This window comes from Rhodoferax saidenbachensis (genome assembly GCF_031457975.1).
GTDB lineage: Bacteria > Pseudomonadota > Gammaproteobacteria > Burkholderiales > Burkholderiaceae_C > Allorhodoferax > Allorhodoferax saidenbachensis_A.
Window position 1 is genome coordinate 694,792 of sequence record NZ_JAVDXO010000001.1, and the last position, 16,673, is coordinate 711,464.

General features: G+C 62.6%; 17 protein-coding genes. 7 read left to right on the plus strand and 10 right to left on the minus strand.

The genetic code is table 11. The annotated features are described in order from the left end of the window. The first annotated feature begins 14 nt into the window (after positions 1–14). From J2X15_RS03345 to J2X15_RS03365, 5 genes are all read left to right on the plus strand, one after another. The gene (locus J2X15_RS03345; RefSeq protein ID WP_310339467.1) at positions 15–1,643 is read left to right on the plus strand and encodes an ABC transporter substrate-binding protein; all 1,629 of its coding nucleotides are present in this window, start codon (positions 15–17) and stop codon (positions 1,641–1,643) included. 142 nt (positions 1,644–1,785) lie between these two features. Next, positions 1,786–2,292, plus strand: coding sequence for a gluconokinase (locus J2X15_RS03350; RefSeq protein WP_310339469.1), 507 nt, complete (start codon positions 1,786–1,788; stop codon positions 2,290–2,292). Further along, complete coding sequence (locus tag J2X15_RS03355; RefSeq protein WP_310339471.1) at positions 2,289–2,786, plus strand: TRAP transporter small permease subunit; 498 nt, start codon at positions 2,289–2,291, stop codon at positions 2,784–2,786. The genes J2X15_RS03350 and J2X15_RS03355 overlap by 4 nt, the downstream gene beginning before the upstream one ends. Before the next feature lie 5 nt (positions 2,787–2,791). Further along, positions 2,792–4,084, plus strand: coding sequence for a TRAP transporter large permease (locus J2X15_RS03360; protein WP_310339473.1), 1,293 nt, complete (start codon positions 2,792–2,794; stop codon positions 4,082–4,084). Positions 4,085–4,118: 34 nt separating this feature from the next. Continuing rightward, the gene (locus J2X15_RS03365; protein ID WP_310339475.1) at positions 4,119–5,147 is read left to right on the plus strand and encodes a TRAP transporter substrate-binding protein; all 1,029 of its coding nucleotides are present in this window, start codon (positions 4,119–4,121) and stop codon (positions 5,145–5,147) included. A 136-nt stretch (positions 5,148–5,283) separates the two neighbouring features. Here J2X15_RS03365 and J2X15_RS03370 read toward each other — a convergent pair whose 3' ends face one another. Continuing rightward, positions 5,284–7,062 (minus strand): thiamine pyrophosphate-binding protein, encoded by a 1,779-nt coding sequence (locus J2X15_RS03370; RefSeq protein WP_310339476.1) that lies wholly within the window; start codon positions 7,060–7,062, stop codon positions 5,284–5,286. Between the two features lie 44 nt (positions 7,063–7,106). Next, positions 7,107–8,699, minus strand: coding sequence for an aminotransferase class V-fold PLP-dependent enzyme (locus J2X15_RS03375; protein ID WP_310339477.1), 1,593 nt, complete (start codon positions 8,697–8,699; stop codon positions 7,107–7,109). A gap of 128 nt (positions 8,700–8,827) precedes the next feature. On the opposite strand from J2X15_RS03375, the gene J2X15_RS03380 reads away from it, so the two are divergent. After that, the gene (locus J2X15_RS03380) at positions 8,828–9,286 is read left to right on the plus strand and encodes an Lrp/AsnC family transcriptional regulator (RefSeq protein WP_310339478.1); all 459 of its coding nucleotides are present in this window, start codon (positions 8,828–8,830) and stop codon (positions 9,284–9,286) included. 10 nt (positions 9,287–9,296) lie between these two features. Here J2X15_RS03380 and J2X15_RS03385 read toward each other — a convergent pair whose 3' ends face one another. The 7 genes from J2X15_RS03385 to hppD are packed head-to-tail and all read right to left on the minus strand — an operon-like array spanning position 9,297 to position 15,359. Further along, positions 9,297–10,517 (minus strand): amino acid aminotransferase, encoded by a 1,221-nt coding sequence (locus tag J2X15_RS03385; RefSeq protein ID WP_310339479.1) that lies wholly within the window; start codon positions 10,515–10,517, stop codon positions 9,297–9,299. Positions 10,518–10,531: 14 nt separating this feature from the next. Then, positions 10,532–11,236 (minus strand): SDR family oxidoreductase, encoded by a 705-nt coding sequence (locus J2X15_RS03390; RefSeq protein ID WP_310339481.1) that lies wholly within the window; start codon positions 11,234–11,236, stop codon positions 10,532–10,534. Between the two features lies 1 nt (position 11,237). Continuing rightward, entirely contained in the window at positions 11,238–12,122 is an 885-nt protein-coding gene (gene phhA, locus J2X15_RS03395) for a phenylalanine 4-monooxygenase (protein ID WP_310339482.1), read from the minus strand. Continuing rightward, positions 12,119–12,433, minus strand: a complete 315-nt coding sequence (locus J2X15_RS03400; protein ID WP_310339483.1) for a 4a-hydroxytetrahydrobiopterin dehydratase — start codon at positions 12,431–12,433, stop codon at positions 12,119–12,121. The genes phhA and J2X15_RS03400 overlap by 4 nt, the downstream gene beginning before the upstream one ends. A gap of 11 nt (positions 12,434–12,444) precedes the next feature. Further along, the gene (gene fahA / locus J2X15_RS03405) at positions 12,445–13,731 is read right to left on the minus strand and encodes a fumarylacetoacetase (RefSeq protein ID WP_310339484.1); all 1,287 of its coding nucleotides are present in this window, start codon (positions 13,729–13,731) and stop codon (positions 12,445–12,447) included. Continuing rightward, the gene (locus tag J2X15_RS03410; RefSeq protein WP_310339486.1) at positions 13,728–14,273 is read right to left on the minus strand and encodes a VOC family protein; all 546 of its coding nucleotides are present in this window, start codon (positions 14,271–14,273) and stop codon (positions 13,728–13,730) included. The genes fahA and J2X15_RS03410 overlap by 4 nt, the downstream gene beginning before the upstream one ends. 9 nt (positions 14,274–14,282) lie before the next feature. Further along, complete coding sequence (gene hppD, locus J2X15_RS03415; protein ID WP_310339487.1) at positions 14,283–15,359, minus strand: 4-hydroxyphenylpyruvate dioxygenase; 1,077 nt, start codon at positions 15,357–15,359, stop codon at positions 14,283–14,285. Between the two features lie 108 nt (positions 15,360–15,467). Between hppD and J2X15_RS03420 the strand changes: the two genes are divergently transcribed. Then, positions 15,468–15,971, plus strand: a complete 504-nt coding sequence (locus tag J2X15_RS03420) for an Lrp/AsnC family transcriptional regulator (protein WP_310339488.1) — start codon at positions 15,468–15,470, stop codon at positions 15,969–15,971. On the opposite strand, the gene kdpE is transcribed toward J2X15_RS03420, so the two are convergent. Beyond that, entirely contained in the window at positions 15,968–16,669 is a 702-nt protein-coding gene (gene kdpE / locus J2X15_RS03425; RefSeq protein ID WP_310339490.1) for a two-component system response regulator KdpE, read from the minus strand. The genes J2X15_RS03420 and kdpE overlap by 4 nt on opposite strands. Positions 16,670–16,673: the final 4 nt, after the last annotated feature.

The window sequence follows — 16,673 nt, forward strand, 5'->3', positions numbered from 1 at the left end:
GAGGAGTAACTTCCATGAACCTGAACCCAAAGAAAGCCGTCGCGACACGCCGCACCAAAAGTGCGCTGCTGTGCGCATTGGCGTTGCCCGCTGCTCTGGCACTCGCGCCGGTCGCAGCCAAAACCTTGGTGTACTGCTCAGAAGGCAGTCCTGAGAACTTCTACCCAGGCGTCAACACCACCGGTACCTCGTTCGATGTGACGGAACAGATTTACGACAATCTGGTGCACTTTGAGCGCGGCGGCACCAAAGTCGGACCCGCTCTGGCTGAAAGCTGGACCATCTCCAAAGATGGCCTGGAGTACACGTTCAAGCTCCGCAAGGGTGTGAAATGGCAATCGAACAAAAACTTCCAGCCCAGCCGTGACTTCAATGCCGACGACGTGATGTTCATGATCGAACGCCAGTGGAAAGAGAACGATCCCTACTTCAAGGTTACCAGTCCCAACCATGCGTACTTTGGCGATATGGGCATGCCCAAACTCCTGAAGTCTGTGGACAAAGTGGACGAGTACACCGTCAAGATCACGCTGAACAACCCTGAAGCTCCCTTCCTGGCCAACTTGGCCATGCAGTTTGCAGGCGTGCAGTCCAAGGAATATGCGATTGCCATGCTGAAGGCAGGCACCCCCGAGAAGATCGACCAGGACCCACTGGGCACCGGCCCCTTCCAGGTAGTGCAATACCAAAAGGATGCGCTGATCCGCTTCAAGGCGTTCCCCCAGTACTGGGCGGGCAAGGCCAAGATCGATGACCTGATTTTTTCGATCACGCCAGATGCTTCCGTGCGTTGGGCCAAGCTGCAAAAGGGCGAATGCCATGTGATGCCCTACCCCAACCCGGCCGACCTGGACGCCATGCGCAAGGACACCAATGTCACGGTGATGGAGCAACCTGGCCTGAACATTGGCTACCTGGCCTACAACACGACCAAGAAGCCGTTTGACGATGTGCGCGTGCGCAAAGCCATCAACATGGCAATCGACAAAAAGGCTATCGTCTCCGCCGTGTACCTGAGCACCGGTGTGGCTGCAACCAATCCGATTCCTCCAGGCCAATGGTCTTACAACAAGGCCCTGAAGGACGACGCCTTCAACCCTGCCGAAGCGAAGAAGTTGCTGGCCGCGGCGGGCTACCCCAACGGTTTCACCACCGACCTGTGGGCCATGCCCGTGCAGCGCCCCTACAACCCCAATGCCAAGCGCATTGCCGAGTTGATGCAAGCCGACCTGGCCAAGGTAGGCGTGACCGCTGAGATCAAGAGCTTTGAATGGGGCGAGTACCGCAAGCGCATGCAAAACGGCGAGCACCAAATGGGCATGTTGGGTTGGACCGGCGACAACGGTGACCCCGACAACTTCTTGAACACCCTGCTGGGCTGCGCTTCGGCCAAGAGCAATGGCTCTAACGTGGCCAAGTTCTGCTACCAGCCGTTTGAAGACTTGGTGCAAAAAGCCAAGGTGGTGTCCAACCCCGCTGAGCGCACCAAGCTGTACGAAAAAGCCCAGGTGATCTTCAAGGAACAAGCGCCTTGGTTCACCATCGCCCATGCAGTGCAGTTGGCACCCGTGCGCAAAGAAGTGTTGGATTACAAGTTGAGCCCCTTTGCTCGACACACCTTCTACGGTGTGGACATCAAATAAGCTCCACCCTCACTGCTAGTCCCAAGGGCCGGTTTTCACCGGCCCTTTTTTTTCGGCTACACGCCACAGGTCTAGGGAAAGTACCAATCGCTGGTGCTGCATACGCGCCATAAGATAGCGCTATCCAAAACAAACCAATCACATGAATTCCATCGTCATCATGGGGGTCGCCGGTTGCGGCAAGTCCAGTTTGGGCGCTGCGCTAGCACAGGCCGATCACCTGACCTTGCTGGAGGGCGACGACTACCACAGCCTCGCCAGCCGCGAAAAAATGCGCCAGGGCATTGCCCTGACCGACGCCGACCGCGACGGCTGGTTGGCCACGCTGGGGGATGCCCTGCGCGCCCAACCCCAGGGCCTGGTGGTGACCTGCTCGGCCCTGAAACGCAGCTACCGCGAACGCCTGCGCCAGGCGGCTCCCGGTCTGCGCTTTGTGTTCCTGGACATTGACAAAGCCCAGGCCCAGGCGCGGGTCGTGGCGCGCGCCCCGTCTCATTTCTTCTCCACCAGCTTGGTGGACAACCAGTTCGCCACGCTGGAGTCCCCCGTGGGCGAAGCCGGGGTGCTGCGCGTGGACGCCCTGCGCCCGCTGGCCGATTTGCAAACCGAGGTCAGCGCCTGGCTGCACCCCACTACCGAGGCCTTATGACAGCACCCCCACCCAACCGGTTTCAACGCTGGTCCAACCACCTGCTGGCCCTGTGCCTGGGCGTGATGGCTGTGGCCGTTTTTATCAACGTGGTGCTGCGCTACGGCTTTGGCAGCGGCGTAGCCGCCAGCGAAGAGGTGTCGCGCCTGCTCTTTGTCTGGATGGTGTTTATAGGCGCCACCGCCGCCTACCCTGCCGGTGAGCACATGGCCTTCACCAGCCTGGTGGGCGCGCTACAACCCCACCCACGCGCTATGGCCACCATGACCGCACTGATCCGCCTGCTGGTGCTGGCGGCCTGCGTGATGCTGGCGATAGGCGCCTGGCAGCAGGTGGTGGTGGGCTGGGGCAGCTACTCGGTGGTCATGGGCTACCCCACGCTGCTGCTGCCTCTGCCCGCGCTGCTGTGTTCTGTCGCCATTGGCGTCTTTGCGCTCATCGAACTTATCAAACGCACGCCGCTGGACCTGGGTCACGCCGCAGAACTGGACTGAACACCATGAGCAACGAAGGACTCGCCTTTCTGGTTTTTTGTGTGGGCATGCTTGCCCTGATGGGCATCGGCATGAACATGGGCCTGGCACTGGTGTTGACCGGTGCTGGCATGGCCTGGGTGCTGGAGTTTTGGGACACCCAGTTGCTGGCCCAAAACCTGGTCGCCGGGGTGGATAGCTTCCCCCTGCTGGCCGTGCCCTTCTTCATCCTGGCCGGTGAGCTGATGAACTCCGGTGGCATCAGTCGGCGCATCATCGCCATGGCACAGGCTTGGGTGGGGCATATCCGCGGTGGGCTGGGTTTTGTGGCCATTGGTGCTGCCGTGCTCATGGCCAGCATGAGCGGCTCAGCGCTGGCCGACACGGCCGCGCTGGCCACCATCCTCATGCCCATGATGCGCCAGCAGGGCTACCCCATGCACACCTCGGCCGGGCTGATTGCGTCGGGCGGCATTATCGCGCCCATCATCCCGCCCAGCATGCCGTTTGTGATCTACGGCGTGACCACCAACACCTCGATCTCCGCACTGTTCCTGTCGGGCATCGTGCCCGGGCTCATCATGGGTGTGGGCCTGATCGTGGCCTGGAAGCTGGTGCTGCGCAAAATGGATCTGCCTGAGGGCCAGCCCCTGCCGCTGCGCGAGCGTCTGCACGCCACGCGCAAGGCCTTCTGGGCCATGCTCATGCCCATCATCATCATTGGTGGCATGAAAACCGGTGTGTTCACGCCGACCGAAGCCGCCGTGGTGGCCGCGTTCTACGCCCTGGTGGTGGCGCTGTTTGTGCACCGCGAGATGAACGTGCGCGAAGTGCACGGCGTGCTGGTGCGTGCTGCCAAGACCACCGCCATTGTCATGTTCCTTTGCGCGGGTGCCCAGGTGGCCAGCTACATGATCACGCTGGCCGACCTGCCCGGTGTGCTGACCGGCTGGCTGGGCCCGCTGGTCAACAGCCCGCGCCTACTCATGCTGGTGATGATGCTGGTGCTGATCCTCGTGGGCACAGCGCTGGACCTGACCCCCACCATCCTGATCTTTGCACCGGTGATGTTGCCGATTGCGGTGAAGGCCGGCATAGACCCCGTGTACTTCGGCCTGATGTTTGTCCTCAACGGCGCCATTGGCCTGATCACCCCGCCGGTGGGCACGGTGCTCAACGTCGTGGCCGGTGTGGGCAGGCTGCCGCTGCACCAGGTCATCAAGGGCGTGAATCCGTTTTTGATCACCTACACGCTGCTCCTTTTCCTCTTTGTTCTGTTCCCGCAAATCGTGACTGCGCCCGTGGCGTGGATGCGCTAGCCCCCGTTCCCTCTCACAACTCCAGGAGACAACCATGACCCACTTCCCCACCCTGCTGCGCCGCACTCTGGTGGCCGCTGCCAGCGCCGCGCTGCTCAGCGCCTCGTTTGCCACGCTGGCGCAAGACATCAAACCGCGCCTGATCCGCTTCGGCTATGGCCTCAACGAGCAAAGCAACCAGGGCCGTGCGGCCAAGGTGTTTGCGGACGCCGTAGAGAAAGCCTCGGGCGGCAAGATGAAGGTGCGCGCCATCGGCGCCTCCGCGCTGGGCCCTGATGTGCAAATGCAGAACTCGCTGATTGGCGGTGCGCAGGAAATGATGGTGGGATCCACCGCCACGCTGGTGGGCATCACCAAAGAAATGGCGCTGTGGGACACGCCTTTCCTCATCAGCAACGCCAAAGAGGCCGACACCCTGCTGGATGGCCCGATCGGTGACAAGATCCGCGCCAAGCTGCAAGACAAGGGCCTGGTAGGTCTGGCCTATTGGGAAAACGGTTTTCGCAACCTGACCAACAGCAAGCGCGCCATCACCAAGATGGAAGACCTGGGCGGCATCAAGTTGCGCGTGATGCAAAACAATGTGTTCCTGGAAAGCTTCAAGACCCTGGGCGCGAATGCCGTGCCCATGGCGTTCTCTGAACTGTTCAGCGCGCTGGAAACCAACACCGTAGACGGCCAGGAAAACCCGTTCAACACCATTCTGTCGAGCAAGTTCTACGAGGTGCAGAAGTACATGACGGTGACCAACCACGTGTACAGCCCCTGGATCGTGATGGCCAGCAAAAAATGGTGGGACCAGTTGTCCAAGGACGAGCAAAAGATCCTGAGCGACGCCGCCATCGCCAGCCGCGACTTTGAACGCAAGGACACGCGCGACGAGGCCTCCAGGGCTGTGGCCGACCTCAAGGCCAAGGGCATGCAGGTGAATGAGTTGTCCCCCGCCGAAGCCGGCCGCATGCGCGACAAGCTGACCCGCGTCTACGCACTCATTGGTGCTGATGTAGGCATGGACCTGTGGAACGAAACCCAGGCCGAATTGGCCAAGCTACGCAAGAAATAAGCCTATAGCCCCCGTATTCATTGCGCGGGCAGCTTCATTTTTAATAGCAAACCTTGATAAAGGCCCCGCCATCAGGCAGGGCCTTTTGCTTCGTACAGGTTCAGCGCCACATGGTGCACCGTTTGCAGGGTCACACTCATCGCTGCAGCGCCGTCTGCACCAGGGCCGCCTGGGTGAGCGCGGCAAGGCTGCCGCGTGTGCTGATCAGCTCCGGCTCCAGCACCACCTCGATCACGGTGCCATTGGACCGCGCCAGCGCGGCCAGCAGCTCAGCCTCAAAGTCCGCACTCTTGCGGATGGTCACGCCCGCGTAGCCATAGGCCCTCGCCAGCGCCGCAAAGTCGGGGTTGTGCAACGCTGTGCCCGCCACACGCTGCGGGTACTCACGCTCCTGGTGCATGCGGATGGTGCCGTACATGCCGTTGTTGAGCAGCAGGATGATGCTCTTGGCCCCATGCTGCACGGCCGTGGCCAGCTCCTGGCCGTTCATCAGGAAGTCACCATCGCCGGCAATCGTGAACGCCACTCGCCCAGTGGTGATGGCCGCAGCGATACCGGCGGGCACCCCATAGCCCATGGCACCGTTGGTGGGCGCCAGTTGCGTTTTGTGGCCTGCCGCTAGGCCGGTGTAGCGGTAAAAGCGGTGCAGCCAGCTCGCAAAGTTGCCAGCGCCATTGGTCAGCACCGCATCTGCAGGCAGGTGCTTTTGCAGCGTGGCGATCACGCTGGGCATGTCCACTAAGCCGCGATCGTTGTCGGCGGGCAAGTCCTTGATCACGCTGGGTACCAGGTTGGCCTGGTAGTCGGCGCTGCAGCCCGTAGTCCAGGCCTCCCAGGGCACATTCACAGGGGCTGTCAGCACCTCCAACGAACGGGCGGCGGCACGCATGCTCGCGTGGATGGCCAGGTCGGCCTGGTACACGCGGTTCAGCTCTTCGGCGCTGGCGTGGATGTGCACCAGCGTTTGCGCTGCCTTGGGCGCCTGCAGCAGCGTGTAGCCGCCCGTGGTCATCTCGCCTAGCCGCGGGCCGATGGCGATGATGAGGTCGCTCTCGCGCACGCGCTTGGCCAGCGCGGGGTTGATGCCAATGCCCACATCGCCCGCGTACTGCGGGTGATGGTTGTCAAAGGTGTCCTGAAAGCGAAACGCATTGCCCACGGGCAGGCGCCAGTTCTCGGCAAAGCGCTGCAGCGCCTGCGCGGCCTGCGGCGTCCAACCACCGCCACCCGCGATGACAAAGGGGCGCTCCGATTTCAATAGCAGCTGGCGCAGATTCCGCAAGGCCCCGGGGTCACTCCAGGCCTCCACCGGCTCCACGCGGGCCAGTGGCTGGGGTCGCTTGCCTGCCGCATCGGGCACCAGCGCCTGGGTCAACATGTCTTCGGGCAACACCAGCACCACGGGGCCGGGGCGACCGTTCATGGCGGTGGCAAAGGCGCGGGCAATGTACTCGGGAATGCGTGCCGCATCGTCAATGCGCTCTACGCGCTTGGCCATGCCCAAAGCGCTGGGGCCAAACATCACGCGGTAGTCCATCTCCTGAAAAGCTTCACGGTCGCGTTGGTCACTGGCCACATCGCCCACCAGCAGCAGCATGGGCGTGGAATCCTGGAACGCGGTGTGCACGCCAATGCTGGCATTCGTCGCCCCCGGCCCGCGCGTCACAAAACAGACGCCGGGGCGACCGGTGAGCTTGCCGTGCGCCTCGGCCATGAAGGCGGCGCCGCCCTCCTGCCGATTCACCACAAACTGGATCTGGTCGCGGTACACATGAAAACCGTCCAGCACGGCCAGATAGCTTTCACCGGGCACACCGAAGGCATGGGTGACGCCTTGTTCCACAAGGCATTGGACCAGCAGGTGGCCGGCGAGTTGAGGGGGAGACCGTTCGGGGGATGAATGGGGTGTCTGCATGTCCGCCATTGTGCCGCTGCAAGGCATGCGTTTTGCGCACGACCCTATGCCATTTCCGCCAAGGCCAAGCCGCCAACCAGGTGCCAAGCTTGGCCATGGCCGCGTGCACGCAAGGCCTGCATCGCCTGCAGGCTGCGCCCTCCGCTGCGGCAGAAAAACACCAATGGGCGGTGGCCCTCGCTCAACCACGCGGGCATGTGTTGGCCCAAGGTGGCAAGCGGCACATTGCGCAGCTGCTGCGTGGGTGCGGGCCAAGGCAGGCTGTGTCGACCCACCGCATGCTCGAATGCTTCGCGTACATCCACCAGCAAAGCATCGGGGTGGCTTTGCAAAAAAGCGGGCAAGGTGTCGGCGGTCAGCGCGCCCTCTTCCGTATCGGGGCCGAGTGCAGCAGTCACCGCGGCACTGGTTGCAGACTGCGACAAAGACGTTGAGCTGTTTTGCAACGCCGCACCACAGCGCGCAATGCGCGCACAGGCTTCATCAATCAGCGCCTCATCACTTAGCGCACCAATGGACAAACGTGCTGCGCCCTCAGCCTGCCAGGCTGGCAGACCCATGGCGCAGAGTACAAAGCTGGGCTCGGCCTTGGCCGCGCTGCAGGCACTGCCTGCGCTGATGCGCATGCCAGCGGCGTCAAACAGATTCAGCAGCGCTTTGCTGGACAGGCCCGGCACCGAGAAATTGAGTGTGGTGGGCAACGAGCCTTCGAACGGCATGTTGAACACTACGCCGGGCAAGGCCGCGCGCAGTGCATCCGCCAGCCGCAGGCGCGCTTGCTGCAAAAAGGCTGTAGAGCGGAACACTGAGCCCTCCTCCGCGTGCCCTGCTTCCAGAGCTTGCAGCACGGCACCCAAGGCCGCAATGCCAGGCATGTTTTCGGTGCCAGAGCGCTGGCCGCCCTCCTGCCCACCACCCACCATCAACGGTGTGAAGGGGCTGCCAGCACGCACATAGAGCATGCCAATGCCCTTAGGCGCATAGAGCTTGTGGCCGGAGAACGGTGCGTAGTCGATGCGGGTGGCTTGCAGGTCCACATCCAGCTTGCCCAGTGCCTGCACACAGTCCACCAGCCACAGGGCGCGGGACTCCGTCGCATGCAACAGCTTCTCGATGCCGACAATGTCTGACACGACGCCGGTTTCGTTGTTGGCCGCCATGGTGCACAGCAGGCCAGCATTGGCGATGTGGGCTTGGAGAAAGACCATGTCATGCAGGCCATGGCGGTCCACCGGCACTTCCACAATGGGTAGGTCCAACCCCAGCACGCGGTTCCAGTGCGCCAAGCTTTGTGGCACAGCCTTGTGTTCGGTAGCGCCCACCAGCAGCGGGCCGTCCACGCGCTCGCCCGCATCGCGGCGTTCGCGCAGCGCGCACAGGGCGGAGAGCACAGCGGTTTGTATGCCTTCGGTCGCACCACTCACAAACAGCAGGCGCCCTGCTCCCACGCCCAGCAGGCGGCTTGCATGTGCCCGCACCTCGTCCACCAGCGCGCGCGCGCGCAGACCCGTGCAGTGGCTGCTGCTGGGGTTGCCAAACTGCGCGCCCATAGCCTGCAGCGCCGCATTGCGCGCGGCAGGCAGCAGCGGCGTGGTGGCGTTGCAGTCCAGATAAATCTCGGTCAGCGGGGTGTGCATGGCGGTCCTCAGAAGCAGGTGGGAATGCTGCAAATCTTAAGTTGACCTACCGCGAATATTCGTTTCAAATTTACCGATAAATCGCTACTTTGTAGAATAAACGTTCCTTTAATACGTAGATAAGCAGCATGAAAGAACTAGATCGCATGGACCGCACCATCCTGAGCGCACTGCAGGAGGACGGCACGCTCTCGGCCGCCCAGTTGGGCGAAAAGGTGGGGCTGTCGGCCACGCCTTGCTGGAAGCGTGTGAAGGCCATGGAGGAAGCTGGCCTGATTGAGAAGCGCGTGGCCATCGTGAACCGTGAACGGGCCGGTTTGCCGGTGACGGTGTTTGTGAGCCTGCGCACCAATCGGCACGACGAGGCCTGGCTGCGCAAGTTTGCGGCCTCGGTGTCCAGCATGCCAGAGGTGATGGAGTTCCACCGCATGAGCGGCGATGTGGACTACCTGCTCAAGGTGGTGGCAGCCGACATTGCTGGCTACGACCGCTTCTACAAACGGCTGATCCAAACCGCGCAGCTGGCCGGCGTGTCGTCCGCCTTCTCCATGGAAGAGATCAAGAGCACCACCGCACTGCCGCTTTGACCTGCCAGGTTCAGGCCACCGCCATCGTAGCCTCGTCAATGCCGACAGAAACAGCGGCCATGGCATCCGCCACCCGCTCCACATTGTCTGCACGCAGGCCCGAAATACACATACGACCGGAATTCACCAGGTAGATCGCATAGGTCTCGCGCAGACTGCGCACCTGCTGCACGGTGAAATTGGTGTAACTGAACATGCCGCGCTGCGTGAGCAGGTAGCCGAAATCACGCTCTGGCGAGCGTCGGGTCAGTGCCGCGTGCAGCTGGTGGCGCAGGCTGCGAATGCGTTCACGCATGGCGGTGAGGTCACACTCCCAGGAAGCACGCAGCTGCGGGTCCTCCAACACGCGGGCGACCACGCGGCTGCCATGGGCGGGTGGGCTGAAATAACTCTGGCGCACGGTGGATTTGAGCTGCCCGAGCACACGCTCGGCCTGCGCGGCATCGGCACACACCACGCTGAGCGCACCACAGCGTTCTGCGTACACGCCCATGCTCTTGGACAAGGTGTTGGCCAGCAAAAAACACATGCCCGATTGCGCCAATGCCCGCACCGCGTACGCATCCTCTTCCAAGCCGTCGCCGAACCCCTGGTACGCCAGATCCAGAAAAGGAATCAGCGCCTTCTGTTGCAGCACCGGTATCAGCAACTGCCACTGTGCGGGCGTCAGGTCCACCCCCGTGGGGTTGTGGCAGCAGGCATGGAGCAGCACCACACTGTGGCGGGGCAAGGCCCGCAGCGTTTCCAGCATCGCATCGAAACGCAGCCCACCGTCCGCGCCGTAATAGGGGTAGCTGTGTACGCTCAGCCCGGCACTTTCAAACAGGCTGTGGTGGTTGTCCCAGGTGGGGTCACTGAGCCACACGGCGCTGGAAGGGAACCACTGACATATGAACTCGGCCCCGGCCTTGAGTGCGCCGCTAGAGCCCACGGTTTGCACGGTCGCCACCCGCCCCTGGGCCAGGACTTCATGCCCGGCACCAAAGAGCAACTCCTGCATGGCATTGCGAAAACTGGTGCTGCCTTCCATCGGCAAATAGGGTTTGGGCTGCCGGGTTTCAGCCAAATACTGCTCGGCCTCGCACACGGCGTGCTGCGCGGGCACCTGCCCCTGCTCATCGCAGTAAATGCCAATCGACAAATTGACCTTGTGTGGCCGGGTGTCCCGGTGAAATGCCTCGTTCAGTGCCACGATGGCATCACCCGCAAACGCTTCTACGTGTTGGAACATCTTTCAGTCTCCCGTTAGCTGAGCCCGCTGACGGGCAAGGCGACACCGTGCACGGCACAGGCTGCGTCGGACGCCAGAAAAGCGATGGCCTGGGCCAAGTCGTGCGGCGCCACCCAGCGCGTGGGATCGGCCTCCGGCATTGCGGCCCGGTTTTCCGGCGTATCGATGATGGACGGGAGCACGCAGTTGACACGGATGTTCTGCTCCCGCAGTTCAGCAGCCATGGATTCGGTCAAGCGGATGACCGCGCCCTTCGACGCGGTGTAAGCCCCCATGTGAGCGGCACCGCGCAAGGCAGATTGCGCGCCCACATTGACAATGCTGCCACCACCCGACGACAGCATGCCGGGCACGACGGCCCGCACCATATTCAGCAACGTACGGACATTGATGTCCATCAGGAAATCCCAATCGCGGTCCTGGGTTTCGTGTACGGGCGGTCCCATGCGGAAGCCGCCTGCCAGGTTGCACAACACGTCAATGCGCCCAAACTGCTGCTGCGCCGCCACGACCGCCTCCTGCACTTCCGCGGGCTGCAGCAGATTGGCAGGCAATAGCAAACGGCGATCGGTGGCCTGGCCGTAGCGTTGCACCAGCCCGTCACGCCGCAAGTCCAGCAGCGCCAGACGGGCTCCGCGGGCCGACAGCAATTCAGCCACAGCCGCGCCGAGGTTGCCCGCAGCGCCGGTGATCAGCACAGTTTTGTTGGCAAAGTCCATCTCACTTACCTCCGCGTCGGGCATCGTGATACATCCCCGTGCCACGGGTCAGCACCACATCGTCGGGCAGCACCTGGCCCGGTGCGTACTCCGGCTGATGCTGCACCTGGGCGTACAGCGGCGCAAAGTCGATGTTGGCCAACGACAGCAACTCATCCAGATGGTTGATGACGAAATACGTCTCCTGAAAATCATCGATGCGGTAGCGTGTGCGCATCACACGCGGCAGATCGAAACGCACGCGGTTGGGCGAGGCATCGTCCAGCGCGAACACGGTTTCCGAAGCCGAGGACGCAATGCCCGCACCGTAGATGCGCAAACCATCCTTCTGTTGCACCAAGCCAAACTCTACGGTGTACCAGTACACACGGGCCAGCTTGTCCAGCACGCCCAGCTTTTGTGCGCGCAGGCCGCCCTGTCCATAGGCCTGGATGTAGTCAGCAATGGCCGGGTTCATGAGCATAGGCACATGGCCAAACACGTCGTGGAAGACGTCGGGCTCCTCCAGATAGTCCAGCTCATGCGGCTTGCGGATGAAATGCCCGGATGGAAACCGCCGGTTCGCCAGGTGTTCAAAAAACACCTCGTCAGGCACCAGCCCCGGCACGGCCACCACTTGCCAGCCCGTGCGCTGCATCAGCACATCATTCAGGCGCCGAAAGTCTGGAATGGCGTCGGCCGCTATCGGCAAATCACGCATGCCCTGCACAAACTCGTCGCACGCCCGGCCCGGCAGCAGGCGGCTCTGGCGTTCGAACAGCGTTTTCCAGGTGGCGTGCTCCTGCGCGCTGTAGTGCTCCCAGCCTTGGTCGATGGTCCAGTCCGCACGTGTGGGCACCAGCCCGGCGGCCAGACCGTGCTTGCTAGACATTGTCTCGGCGTTCATGCTGCATCTCCTTGGGAACGGTCTATGTATGCCGTATCGATCACACGCGCCAGGTCCAGGTCGCGTTGCGACAGACCTTGCACGTCGTGCGTGGTGAGGGTGATCTCCACGCGGTTGTAGACATTGCGCCATTCGGGATGATGGTTGCGCTTCTCGGCCACAATGGCTATCTGGGCCATGAAGCCGAAGGCCTGGGCAAAGTCTGCAAACAGCAGGGTGCGCGCCATCAGACCGCCGCGCTCGGCGCTGAAATTCCAGTGAGGCCAGTCCGCCTGCAGGTTGGCAAAACTGCTCGGGTTGATACGTTCCATACCACCCTCCTTCACAGGCTGCGCGCGGCCAGCACAGTGCCGCGACATTCGCCAAAACCAATACGCCGCACACCTGCGCGCTCGCAGCTGCCGCGCAGAATGATGCTGTCGCCGTCCTGCAAGAAGGTACGTGTCTCGCCATTGGCCAGCGTGAGCGCTACCTTGCCACCCTGGGTGAGCTCCAACAGCGAGCCACCCTGCTCCGGCGCCGGACCCGACAGCGTGCCGGTGCCCAGTACGTCGCCACCGCGCAGGTTGCAGCCGTTCACCGTATGGTGGGCCACCAGTTGCGCCAGCGTCCAGTAGGCGTCTCGCATATTCGATTGCGACAGGCGTTCTCCCGCGCTGCCGGCCTCGCGCATGGTGGGCGTCTGCAGCCAGACTTCCAGTTGCACGTCCAAAGCACCCGCGCTGCGGTTGTTAGCAGAGTCTAGATAGGCCATGGGCTGTGGGTCGTCTGCACTGCGAGTGAAGGCGGCGCGAAACGGCGCCAACGCCTCCATCGTCACCAGCCAGGGTGACACGGTGGAGGCAAAGTTTTTTGCCAAAAACGGACCCAGCGGCTGGTACTCCCAGGCCTGCACATCGCGGGCGCTCCAGTCGTTGAGCAGCGTGAGGCCAAACAGGTGGTCTTCTGCATCCGCTATGGAAACAGGAGCGCCCAGCGCATTGTCCATGCCGACCCAGGCCGCTATTTCCAGCTCATAGTCGAGCCGCGCCGTAGGGCCAAAGTCCGGCACCGTGGCGCTGGGCTTGAGTGTCTGGCCACGCGGACGGTGGAACTGCTGGCCGCTGGCGCCAATGCTGGACGCGCGGCCGTGGTAACCAATGGGCACCCACTTGTAGTTGGGCAGCAGCGGGTTGTCGGGGCGGAACAGCTTGCCCACCGTGGTGGCGTGGTGGATGCCGGTGTAGAAGTCCGTGTAGTCGCCCACCTCGCAAGGCAGGCCCAGCTCCACCTCAGTCTGGCGCAGCAGTGCGTCAGACCATACCTTTTGCAAGGACGAACCCGCGCGCAGGCCTTCCCAGATCGCCAGTCGCAATGCGCGGCGCGCGGCCACGGGCGCCGCCATCAGGCGCGCCATGTCGTTGTGGTCAATCAGCCCGGTAGCGTGGAGGTCCAGCACGCGGTCACCAATGGCCACGCCAATCTGCCAGGGCTCCAACCGGTTGTGGCGGAAGCGGCCGAACGGCAGGTTCTGGATGGGAAAGTCCGTGTCCGCCGCGTTGGCTGACTCCACCCAGCTTTGGGTGGCGGGGTCGTGCGTGGCGTCCAGCGCAATGACGGGTGCGCTCATGCCTTGGCTCCCAGCTCTTTAGCGTGCAAAAACGCCGCGTGCTTGGGCGCCCGCTTGGTCACGCTCCATTCTTCCAGCATGGCCCACTTCACCGCGTCGGCCTGGGCGATCTTGGCGGTCTCTTCAGGGTCCGGGCAAGCCAGCTCCAGGCGGTGACCATTGGGGTCGAAAAAGTAAATGCTGTGGAACATGCCGTGGTCAGTCACGCCCAGGACATCCACGCCATTGGCCTCCAGATGCGCCTTGAACTCCAGCAGCTCCGCACGGTCTTTCACGCGGAACGCAATGTGCTGCACCCACTCGGGCGTGTTGGGGTCACGGCCCATGGGCGGCTGCGTGGGCAGCTCAAAGAAGGCCAGCACATTGCCCATGCCGGCGTCCATGAAGATGTGCATGTAGGGGTCGGGCGTCTTGGTACTGGGCACCAGGTCTTCGGCGATGGCCAGCACAAAGTCCATGTGCAGCATCTTCTGGTACCAGAGCACGGTTTCCTTGGCGTCCTTGCAGCGGTAGGCCACGTGGTGGATGCGGTCGATTTTCATGGGATCTCCCTATGCGGTTTCGAGTGCGCCGCGCTGGATCTGGTCACGCTCCAGCGATTCAAACAGTGCCTTGAAATTGCCTTCGCCAAAACCTTCGTCGCCCTGGCGCTGGATGAACTCGAAGAACACCGGGCCCAGCTGCGTTTGCGAGAAGATTTGCAGTAGCAGGCGTGGTGTTCCGCCCTCGGTCGATCCATCCACCAGAATACCGCGTGTCTGCAGCTCAGGCACGGGCTGGCCGTGGCCCGGCAGGCGGCCTTCCAGCATCTCGTAGTACACGTCATTGGGCGCTGTCATCAGCGGTACACCGGCCAGCGCAAGTTTGTCCACGGTGGAGATCAGGTCGTCGCAGATCAGCGCGATGTGCTGAATGCCCTCGCCATTGAACTTCATCAAATACTCTTCGATCTGCCCGCCGCCCTGGCGCGCTTCTTCGTTGAGCGGAATGCGTATCTTGCCGTCCGGTGCGGTCAACGCCTTCGATGTCAAACCGGTGTACTCGCCCTTGATGTCAAAGAAGCGGATCTCGCGGAAATTGAACAAGCGCTCGTAGTAGTCGGCCCAGAAGGCCATGCGGCCGCGGTAGACGTTGTGCGTCAGGTGGTCGATGAGCTTGAGGCCATGGCCCACGGGGCGACGGTCCACACCTTCGATGAATTCAAAGTCGATGTCGTAGATGGATTTGCCATCTTCATAACGGTCAATCAGGTACAGCGGTGCGCCGCCAATGCCCTTGATGGCGGGCAGGTTCAGCTCCATGGGGCCGGGGCGCAGCTCCACAGGTTGGGCGCCCAACTCCAAAGCGCGCTTGTAGGCCAGGTGCGAATCCTTCACGCGGAACGCCATGCCACAGGCGCTAGGGCCGTGCTCGGCGGCGAAGTAACCCGCCACGCTTTTGGGCTCGCGGTTAACAATGAAGTTGATCTCGCCCTGGCGGTACAGCACCACGTCTTTGGAGCGGTGCTTGGCCACCAACGTGAAGCCCATGCGCTCGAACACCGGCTCGATCACACCAGCGATGGGCGACGCAAACTCCACAAATTCAAAACCCATCAGGCCCATGGGGTTGTCAAACAAATCGGCCATATTCATGCTCCTAAAACACTGTTCTTGAAGCCTTGATTGTGGTCAATTGGTGGTGCAAAGGGTGTGCAAATTGCAGGCTCTCATTCGACATGGATGCATAATTTATGCATGAAACCTGACAAACACGAAGATTCGCTGCTTGATGGCTTTGATATCAGCCTTCTTGCCGCACTGCAGCGCGATGCGCACGCCACCCACCAGCAAATTGGGGAGCAGGTGCATTTGTCAGCCTCCCAGGTCAGCCGCCGTGTGCAGCGGCTGCAGGCCCAGGGCATCATCCGCCGTTATGTGGCCCTGCTCGAACCTGTGGCCATTGGCCTGGGCGTGCGCGCCATCTCCTATGTCACGCTGACCCGCCACAGCGGTGATGAAGGCCTGGCGTTTGAGCGCGAGATTGCCAGCTTCCCCGAGGTGCTGGAGTGCTATTCGGTGGCCGGTGAATCGGACTACATCCTGCAGATCGTCGCGGCCGACCTCAGCGTGCTGTCTGAGCAGGTGCTGCGTCGCCTGACCCGCATCCAGGGCGTGGGCAGCATCCGCTCCAACATCGTGCTCGCCCGCATCAAGAGCAGCACCGAGCTGCCCCTGGCGCACCTCAGGCGCGGTGCCTAGACCATCAAACGGTAACCCACGGCTGTTTCTGTCAGCAGATGCTGCGGCTGGCCAGGATCGACCTCCAGTTTCTGCCGCAAGTGGCCCATGTAGATGCGCAGGTAGTGGCTCTGGTCGGCATGCGATGGGCCCCACACCTCGCGCAACAACTGGCGGTGCGTCAACACGCGGCCCGCATTGGCCACCAGCACGAGCAGCAGGCGGTATTCAATGGGGGTGAGATGCACCTCGGCGCCCGCGCGGCGCACCAGGCGGGCCTGGCGGTCCACCTCTACCTCGCCAAACACAAACAGCGAATCGTCGGCTTTGCCTTCAGCACTGGCCGCGCGCGGACGGCGCAGGTTGGCGCGCACACGGGCCAGCAGCTCGCCCACGCCAAAGGGCTTGGTCAGGTAGTCGTCGGCGCCCGCGTCCAGTGCGGCAATCTTGTCGCTCTCGTCGCTACGGGCGGAGAGCACTACGATGGGCACGGCCGACCAGCTGCGCACATCGCGAATGACGTCCAGCCCGTCGCCATCGGGCAGGCCCAGGTCCAGCACCAGCAGGTCGGGCTTGCGCGTGGCGGCATCACGCAGGCCGTGCTGCGCGGTCTCGGCCTCAAACACCTGCCAGCCTTCGGCCTCCAGCGCCGCGCGCACAAAACGGCGGATCTGGGGCTCGTCTTCAATCAGTACGGCAACAGGCGCAGGGGTAGACATGGGG